This window comes from uncultured Microbacterium sp. (assembly GCF_947632095.1).
GTDB lineage: Bacteria > Actinomycetota > Actinomycetes > Actinomycetales > Microbacteriaceae > Microbacterium.
The window spans coordinates 1-8,247 of record NZ_CANROA010000064.1; the positions used below are offsets into that span (position 1 = coordinate 1).

Here is an 8,247-nt window from a genome sequence, read left to right on the forward strand (position 1 = left end):
TCGGCTCCGCCGACGCCGCCGACCTGCCAGAAGCGGAAGGTGTCCATGGCGGCGAGGCGCGGCAGCAGCACGGCGCTGACGAGCGAGGACAGCGCCGCCGTGGTGGCGGCGCCCGCCAGGGCGAGCTTGATCGGCGTCGATCCGCCCGGGCCGACCGATCCGACGATGTAGACGAAGATCGCCGTGACGATGGCGCCGAAAAGGGCCAGCCACAGGTACTCGAAGGCGGAGGTGATGCCGAAGAACGCGATGCCGCAGACGACCGCGAGCGCAGCGCCGGTGTTGACGCCCAGGATCCCGGGGTCGGCGATCGGGTTGCGGGTGACGGCCTGCATGAGCGCGCCGGAGAGGGCGAGGGCCGCGCCGGCGATGACCGCGAGCACCGTGCGCGGGATGCGCTGCTGCACGGCGATCGCCCCGATCTCGTCGGGAACCCTCCCCTGGAACCAGGAGCCGATGCCCTCCACGATCTCGTCGAAGGTCACGGGCCGGGAACCGAAGGCGAGCGAGAGCAGCACCGCGATGATGACGGCGATGACCGCCGCGATGACGATCACGACACGGCGCCGCGCCCCCGCCTGTGAGGCGGAGGCGCGGCGCCGGTCGTCGACCGTCGTCGGGGTCGAGGTCACTTCACCGACGAGACGGCGCCGTCGAGAAGAGCGACGTAGTCCTCGATCATCCACGGGATGGACAGGGCGGTCGGGGTGACCGAACCGCTGAACGCATCACCGGTGCCGACCGAGATGACCGCACCGTTCTTGACGGCGTCGAGGGTGCTCCACAGCGGGTCGGCCTGCAGTGCCTTGAGCAGGTCGTCGCCATCGCCGTAGCTGACGATGATGTCGACGTCGGCGATCTGGTCGGCGTTCTCGGCGCTGATGTCGGCGTAGAACGTGTCGAGACCGCCGGCGAGTTCGGGCAGCTCGAAGCCGAGGTCGTGGAGGAACGCCGTGCGGGAGTCGCCCTGACCGTAGATCGAGATCGTCGACAGGTCGGCGGCGTTCATGAAGAAGAAGGCGGCCTTCGTGCCGGTGTAGTCGGAGTCGGCGGTCGCGTCGGCGATCTGCGCCTCGAGGTCGTCGATGAGCGCGAGGCCCTCATCGGCGAGGCCGAGGGCGGCCGAATCCACGCGGATGACATCGCGCCACGGGGTGATCCACGGAGCGTCCGGGTAGGCGACGGTCGGCGCGATCTCGCTGATCGTCGCGTAGCTGTCGGCGTCTAGGTCGGAGTAGCCGGCGAGGATGAGGTTGGGGGCGGTATCGGCGATCGTCTCGAAGTCGGTGCCGTCGGCGGTCGAGAACACGACCGGCTCCTCGGCGCCGAGGGCCTTGTACGCATCGAGAGTCCAGTCGTAGACGCCGAGGCCGTCGCTGCCGTCCATCGACCAGGTCTGGTCGTCGACGCCGACCGGCGCGATGCCGAGCGCGAGCGCGACGTCCTGGTTTCCCCATCCGATCGTGCTGACGCGCTCGGGCGCGGACTCGACGACCGTCTCGCCGAGGGCGTGCGTCACGGTCACGGGGAAGACGCCCTCGGATGCCGCGCTCCCGCCGGCGTCGCCATCGGTCTCGGCGGAGGAGGTGGAGCAGGCGGCGAGGCCGAGGGCGAGGGCCGCGACGGCGCCGATGCTCAGGACACGGGAGATGCGCACAGTCATCCCTTTCGGGTTCGGGGGGAAGGATGCGGCGACAGCCGCTGAGCTTTGGTAAGCCTGACCTAATGTACACCCGGGTAAGGGTGCCCTGATATATCGATGCCGTTCTGTGACGGAAAGGGCCGCCGCCCCCGAGGGGACGACGGCCCTGAGCCGATCCGGCAGCTGTCAGGCGAAGAGCGCGGTGATCGCCGGAACAGTGAGGACTGCCACGTAGTAGCCCATGAACTGGACTCCGGTGTGCATGTTGAACAGCTTGTTCAGCAGCCCGCCGACGAGACCGATCGTGACCGACACGAGCAGCGCGATGACGCCGCCCTCGTACAGGCAGATCACGGCGATGAGACCGGCGAAGGCGCCGATGATCGCCTCGTGCGAGATCTTCTTCATGATCCAGGCCGCCGCGCGGTGCGCCTGCGTCATCGCGAACGGGTACGTGATCGCCAGGGCGATCAGCACGGCCGCGAGGCCGATGACGAGGAACTGCCACGGTGCGAGCAGGTCGTGCAGGTTGTTGGTCTGCCCGGTCTCCGCATCGATCGTGAAGATCGGCGGCGCGTTGAACAGCGGGTTCGCGGGGCCCGCGGCCATCGGCGACAGCGGCAGTCCGATCGCGATCAGCGGGATGAGCGTCTCGGCGATGTACGTCGACTCGGTCGTTCCGTTCTTCACCGACATCATCGTGGTCAGGCGCCGGTAGCCGTTCTTGATGCGTCCGGCGAACATCTCGCCCATGAGCACCGTCATGGCGACCGGCGAGAAGACGAACGTTGCGCTCGAGATCACGGCGGCCCCGGCCGTGCTGCTCAGCTGTGTGCGGTCGAGCACGCTCACCGGGTTGGGCATGCGCCCCTTCCAGGTGCGCACATCCGCGGCCAGCTCGAACTCGCGGGGAGCGTCGCGCATCATGGACTTGCGGCCGATGGGGCTGGACGCGAGGAACAGGTCCGCGATGAGCGGACCGATCGCGATGCCGAGGAAGAAGCTCACCGACAGGCCCTTGCCGAGCGCGCCGGTGGCGAAGTTCTGCATGCCGACGACGATGAGCACGAACGGGATGAGGGCGAACAGCGCCGCCCAGCGGCCCTTCGACAGCACGGCGATGAGTGCTGCGGCGGCGAGGAAAAGCCAGGGCGCGACAGCGCTGATCGCGTCCGAGAACGGAGTGATCACCCAGGCGAAGAAGACCGCCAGCGGCACGGCGATGATCGCGGCGACGACGCCGCCCGAGATCGCCTTGCGCAGCGCGATGTGCGGAACTCCGAGCTCGCGCAGCATCTGCGCATCGCGCAGCATGGGCGCCGCGAGCGTATCGCCGGGTATGCCCAGCAGTGTCGTCGGGATCGCGTGGGTGATGTGCTTCGCCGCGATGGATGCCATGAAGAAGGCGAAGACGCCGGCAGGGGGCACGCCCAGCAGGATGACGAGCAGCGTCAACGGGGCGATCGTGGCCGTCTCATCCGTGCCCGAGACGAGGCCGATGAGGGCGAAGACGATCGTGCCGATCAGGGCCATGCCCAGTGCCCACAGGGTGGGTTCGAGGAGGGACTCCATCAGAGCTTGTCACCCGCCTCGGCACGAGCGACGTTCTTGCGGTGCTGGGCGACGAAGTCGTCGTACAGCCCGAGCTCCTTCACTTCGCGGAGCACGGCCGCGGGCAGTTCGTCGGGGTCGCCGAGCGGCCCGATCTCGTCCTCGATCGCATCCATGGCCGCTTCGCGCGAACTGGCATGATTCTCGCCGATCGTCACGATGCGCTTGGGCTTGAAGATGTTCGCGGCGATCACCGCGGCGAGCACGCAGGCGGCGAGCCCCGCCACGAGCGCGTAGGAATCGGCGAGCGCGTCACCGCCGGTGAGCTCGCCGAACCCCCACTGCGCCACCAGGAAGACCGGGACGGCGATGCCGATGCCCAGTCCGATGGAGCCGAGCAGATGACGGCCGTCGACCGTATCCCCCCACACCTCCAGCAGTCGTTGTTCTTGCACGGTTCTTCCTCTCTACCGGGTCAGCGCCGTTGCGACTCGTGACATCGGGTTCTTGCCCAGCTCGTGTGCGAGCCAGGCGCTCGTCTCGACAAGGGCGTCGAGATCGATTCCGGTGCGGATGCCAATTCCCTCCAGCATCCACACGAGATCGTCCGTGGACAGGTTCCCCGTCGCAGACTTCGCGAAGGGGCATCCGCCCACCCCGCCGGCCGCCGCGTCGAAGACGCGGACGCCCTCATCGAGACCGGCGTAGACGTTCACCGCTGCCATGCCGTACGTGTCGTGCATGTGCAGGGCGAGGTCGGAGACCGGGATGCCGGCATCGGTCAGAGCACGCACCACGGTGCGCACCTGGCCGGGAGTCGCGACGCCGATGGTGTCACCCAGCGACAATTCGCGCACGCCCCATCCTCGCATCCGCGTCGCGAGACCCACGACGTCGGCGACGGGTGTCGCGCCCTCCCAGGGGTCGGCGAAGACCATCGACAGGTAGCCGCGCACGCGCACACCGTCTTCGGCGGCGCGGGTGACGACGGCCGCGGCGTGCTGCTCCATGCGCTCGCGCGAGGCGCCGAGGTTCTCCTGCGAGAAGCTCTCGGTCGCGCTGAGGAACACGGCGATGTCGTCGGCGCCGGCCGCGCGGGCCAGGTCGTAGCCGCGCACGTTGGGCACGAGCACGGGGGTGCGCTGGGGCAGGTGGGCGACACGGCGCAGCACCTCATCGGAGCCGGCCATCTGCGGCACCCGGTCGGCGCGCACGAAGCTGCCGGCCTCGATCACGGATGCTCCGGCCGCCGCCAGGCGCTCGATGAGGGCCACGCGGGTGTCGACGTCGAGCGTGCGGGACTCCGCCTGCAGGCCGTCGCGCGGGGACACCTCCCAGATCTCGACGCTGTCGCCCGAAACTTTCGGCAGCGGATCGACGACGGGAAGCCCCAGCCCCCGGATGCCGGCCATCAGCGCTTCCGGTGCTCGGCGAGCAGCGTCTCGGCGACGTCGGCGCGCACGGCCCCGCCGGCGACGAGCGCCGCGGCGATCTGATCGACCTCGGCGCCGGTCGCGCCGGCCGCCACGGCCACGTTTCGGGCGTGCAGGCCCATGTGGCCGCGCTGGATGCCCTCGGCGGCGAGCGCGCGCACGGCGGCGACGTTCTGCGCGAGGCCGACCGCGACGACGATCTGGGCGAGCTCGTTGGCCGTCGTCACCTCGGTGAGGGCGACGGCGGCGCGGGCGGCGGGGTGCGACTTGGTGGCGCCGCCGACGAGGCCCACGGCCATCGGCAGCTCGAGGGTGGCGACGAGGTCGCCGTCGGCATTCTTCTCGAAGCGCGACAGGGCCCGGTACTGGCCGTCGCGGGCGGCGTAGGAGTGCGCGCCCGCCTCGACCGCGCGGGTGTCGTTGCCGGTGGCGAGCACGACGGCGGAGATGCCGTTCATGATGCCCTTGTTGTGGGTGGCCGCACGGTACGGGTCGTCGTAGGCGAGGGCGGCACCGGTGATCATGTCGTCCACGACGCGGGCGCCGCCGAGCTCGTCCGCGCCGATCACGATGCGGGCGCGGGTGAGGCGCAGATCGGCGAGGTTGGTGAGGATGCGCAGCAGCGAACGGCCCCCGGCGATCTCGGCCAGCAGCGGGGCGATGGCCTCGGCCATGGTGTTCACGGCGTTCGCGCCCATGGCATCGCGCACATCGACGAGCAGATGCACGATGAGGTGATCGTCGAGCAGTCCATGGACGGTGCGCACCGTGAGATCGCGGGCGCCGCCGCCGAACTCGACGAGCTTGGGGTCCTGGGCATCGGCGAGGGCGAGCACCTCGTCGCGGCGCTCGAGGATGCGGGCGCGGGCGCCGTGCGGGTCGGCGACGTCGAGTAGCTGGATCTGCGCCTGCATGACCGGGGCGGTCGAGGTCGTGGTGATGCCGCCGCGCGCCCGGGACATGCGGGCGATGTTGCTGGCGGCTGCGACGACGGACGGCTCTTCCGTCGCCATCGGCACGAGCACCTCGCGACCGTTGACGATGACGTTGGTGGCGACGCCGACCGGGATGCCGATCTGGCCGATGACGTTCTCGATCATGCGGTCGGCCTGGTCATCGGCGAGGCCGGAGCCGGCGAAGGGGGCGAGCAGATCGGCCGACGCGCCGATCGCCTCGGCGACGGCCGAGCGCCGCTCCTCGATCGAGAGATTGCGCAGTCCGCTGAGTCGAGATGTGGTTGCCACGTGCGGGGTCCTTTCCCGGCGCCAGGCCGGGGAGGCCACGGTGCCGAGGACAGCCAACCACGCGGATGCTGGCGCAGAGCAGGTCCGGATCGGACACAGTTCAGCGGCTGATCATGTCCTCTCGAGCAGGCGCCGCGCGCGCTCGATGCGCAGCGCGAGCTCCAGACGGAACCGGGCCTCGCCGCTGTCGAGATCGTCGGCCAGCAGCAGCCGCAACCGCTGGAGCCTCTGCTTCACGGTGCTCGCGTGCACCTGCAGACTCCGGGCCGCGGCGACCGGCGACCAGTGCGCGTCGAACAGAGCGGACAGCGTCTCGAAGAGGTCGGTGCCGCGGGCTTCATCCCATTCGAGCACCGGCCCCAGCATCCCGTCGACGAAGCCGCGCAGGCGCGCGGCATCCCCGTCGAAGAGCAGCGCATAGGGGGCGAGAACCGATCCCGTCACCGCCCCGGTGAGACCGAGGCCCTGCGCGATGCGCGCACTCCGCCAGAGCGACTCGGCCTGCGCCGCCGCCGCGTCGAGCCCGTCCGCCGAGGCCACGGCGGCGACCGGCGCCGAGAGGTCGACGAGCAGCATCTCCAGGTCGACGGCATGCGCACCCGGCAGCAGCACCGTGATGCCGTCCGGATGCGGGGCGACGAGCGCGTGCGCCCGGCGACGGGCGCGCTCGCTGATCCGACGCCGGGATTCCGCATCGGCCGGCACGGCGAGCGCGATCCACGGCTCATCGACGCCGAGCCCGCGGGAAGCGGCGCGACGCACGGCCGCACGACGCCGGGCGGGGGTGTCCAGCAGCTCGGCCGCGAGTTCTCCGCGCACCTGCTCCTCGGCATCCGCCAGAGCGTCCCGGCGCAGCATGAGCAGGGCGAGGGTCGACGCGGAGCGCTCGATCGTGCGCCGTTCGACCGGGGAGAGATCGCGGCCGGAACGGCGGATGAGCAGTGCCCCGGCGCGTTCGGCGGCCGTCACCACAGGCGCCACGAAGGAGATCGGGCCGTCGTCGAGATCGATGCCCCGGCCGCTCGCCGCCGCGGCCGCGATCACCGGGCGCAGCCCGCGGCGGGCCGCCGCCGTCAAGGGTGGTTCCTCGGCCGAATCGGACTCGGTCGCGGTCGGCACGGCCCGACTGTCGGTGATGGTCCCGGCATCCCCGTCGACGAAGCAGACGCGACGGCCGAGCGCATCCGCCAATGCTGTGACGACGGCATCCGCTCCGTGCCCCGCGACGACCATTCCGGTCAGCTCGCCGTGCAGCGCGGCCGCCCACTCGGCCTCGCGCTGGCGGGAGGCCGCCTCGGCCGTGGCATCCTGGGCCTGCTTCAACAGCTGCGCGAAGTGCAGGGCGAGGGCGGCGTGGCCGGCGAACTCCGCGAGCAGCGACACCTCGTCCGGACGGAAGCTTCGGGCCTCCCGACTCGCGGCGAACAGCACCCCGAGCACCTCATCGCCGACGACGAGCGGTGCGCCCAGCAGCGAACGCAACTGCTCCTCGCCGATGATCGCGTCGATCGTCGGATCGTGCGGCACCGAGGTCACCGAGGCGTAATCCTCGACCCACTGGGGTTGACGGGTGTGCACCGCGAGACTCGCGACGCCCACGCCCGCGGGCACGACCATCGCGAGGAACCGCGGGGATGTCGTGCCGCTCGCCGCGCGCACATACAGCTCATCGTGATCGGCGTCGTAGACCGACAGATAGGTGATGTCGATGTCGACCAGCTCATGCGCGCGGTCGACGATGCGCTGCAGCATGAGGTCGGCATCCGGCATCGACAGCAGGTCGCGCGTCGACGACATCACCGCTCGCAGCTCTGCGCTGCGCTGACGCAGCCCCTCCACGCGCCCCTCGAGCGTCAGCATCGCCTCGGCCGCGGCAGGGTCTGCGGCGAGCGCTGCGCTCACCAGCGCCGGGTCGAGTCGGATGCCGTCGGACAGCGCACGCAGCTGTGCGGCGAGAGGGGAATCCATGGCATTCATCGTCGCAGGTCGCGGGCTCGGAGCATCCATGCCCGGGCTAACGTTGAGGCATGCGAGTGACATCGGCGGTGCGGAGCGCGAAGCGCGGCCCGCTGCTGCAGGTCGTCAAGTCGGCCGCGGCGACGATCGGCGCGTGGATGATCGCCGGATGGCTGATCCCCGGTCCCCTGCCGGTGTTCGCCGCGATCGCCGCGCTGCTGGTGGTGCTGCCGAGCGTGAACCAGTCGTTCACGAAGGCCATCGAACGCAGCATCGGCGTGATCGTCGGCGTCGTCATCGCCACGGGCCTCAGCCTGCTGCTCGGGGCGCAGAGCTGGGTCGTACTGCTCGCGATCGTCGTCGCGATGGTCACCGCGTGGGCGTTCAAGGCGACGCCGGGCATGGGCAACCAGGTCGCGAT

General features: G+C 70.5%; 8 protein-coding genes. 1 reads left to right on the plus strand and 7 read right to left on the minus strand.

The annotated features are described in order from the left end of the window. The 7 genes from Q0Z66_RS11300 to Q0Z66_RS11330 form a co-directional block, all read right to left on the minus strand. A partial coding sequence (locus Q0Z66_RS11300; RefSeq protein WP_298041182.1) for an iron chelate uptake ABC transporter family permease subunit occupies positions 1–632 on the minus strand: 632 nt, incomplete at its 3' end. Then, entirely contained in the window at positions 629–1,663 is a 1,035-nt protein-coding gene (locus Q0Z66_RS11305) for an iron-siderophore ABC transporter substrate-binding protein (RefSeq protein WP_298041184.1), read from the minus strand. The genes Q0Z66_RS11305 and Q0Z66_RS11300, both read right to left, overlap by 4 nt. A gap of 165 nt (positions 1,664–1,828) precedes the next feature. Next, positions 1,829–3,214, minus strand: a complete 1,386-nt coding sequence (locus Q0Z66_RS11310) for a tripartite tricarboxylate transporter permease (protein WP_298041186.1) — start codon at positions 3,212–3,214, stop codon at positions 1,829–1,831. Then, positions 3,214–3,648 (minus strand): hypothetical protein, encoded by a 435-nt coding sequence (locus Q0Z66_RS11315; RefSeq protein WP_298041188.1) that lies wholly within the window; start codon positions 3,646–3,648, stop codon positions 3,214–3,216. The genes Q0Z66_RS11310 and Q0Z66_RS11315 overlap by 1 nt, the downstream gene beginning before the upstream one ends. A 12-nt stretch (positions 3,649–3,660) precedes the next feature. After that, positions 3,661–4,605 carry a hydroxymethylglutaryl-CoA lyase gene (locus Q0Z66_RS11320; RefSeq protein WP_298041190.1) on the minus strand — a complete coding sequence of 315 codons (945 nt, stop codon included), beginning with the start codon at positions 4,603–4,605 and terminating at the stop codon, positions 3,661–3,663. Continuing rightward, complete coding sequence (locus Q0Z66_RS11325) at positions 4,605–5,870, minus strand: hydroxymethylglutaryl-CoA reductase, degradative (protein ID WP_298041191.1); 1,266 nt, start codon at positions 5,868–5,870, stop codon at positions 4,605–4,607. Before Q0Z66_RS11325 ends, Q0Z66_RS11320 begins: the two co-directional genes overlap by 1 nt. A 111-nt stretch (positions 5,871–5,981) precedes the next feature. Then, positions 5,982–7,838, minus strand: a complete 1,857-nt coding sequence (locus Q0Z66_RS11330) for a GAF domain-containing protein (protein WP_298041193.1) — start codon at positions 7,836–7,838, stop codon at positions 5,982–5,984. A gap of 59 nt (positions 7,839–7,897) precedes the next feature. On the opposite strand from Q0Z66_RS11330, the gene Q0Z66_RS11335 reads away from it, so the two are divergent. After that, positions 7,898–8,247, plus strand: a 350-nt coding sequence (locus Q0Z66_RS11335; protein ID WP_298041195.1) for an FUSC family protein, incomplete at its 3' end; no start/stop codon positions are given.

Coding starts and splice junctions, on each gene's coding strand:
- Q0Z66_RS11330 (WP_298041193.1), bottom strand. CDS start 7,838: ATGGATTCCCCTCTCGCCGCACAGCTGCGTGCGCTGTCCGACGGCATC.
- Q0Z66_RS11320 (WP_298041190.1), bottom strand. CDS start 4,605: ATGGCCGGCATCCGGGGGCTGGGGCTTCCCGTCGTCGATCCGCTGCCG.
- Q0Z66_RS11305 (WP_298041184.1), bottom strand. CDS start 1,663: ATGACTGTGCGCATCTCCCGTGTCCTGAGCATCGGCGCCGTCGCGGCC.
- Q0Z66_RS11310 (WP_298041186.1), bottom strand. CDS start 3,214: ATGGAGTCCCTCCTCGAACCCACCCTGTGGGCACTGGGCATGGCCCTG.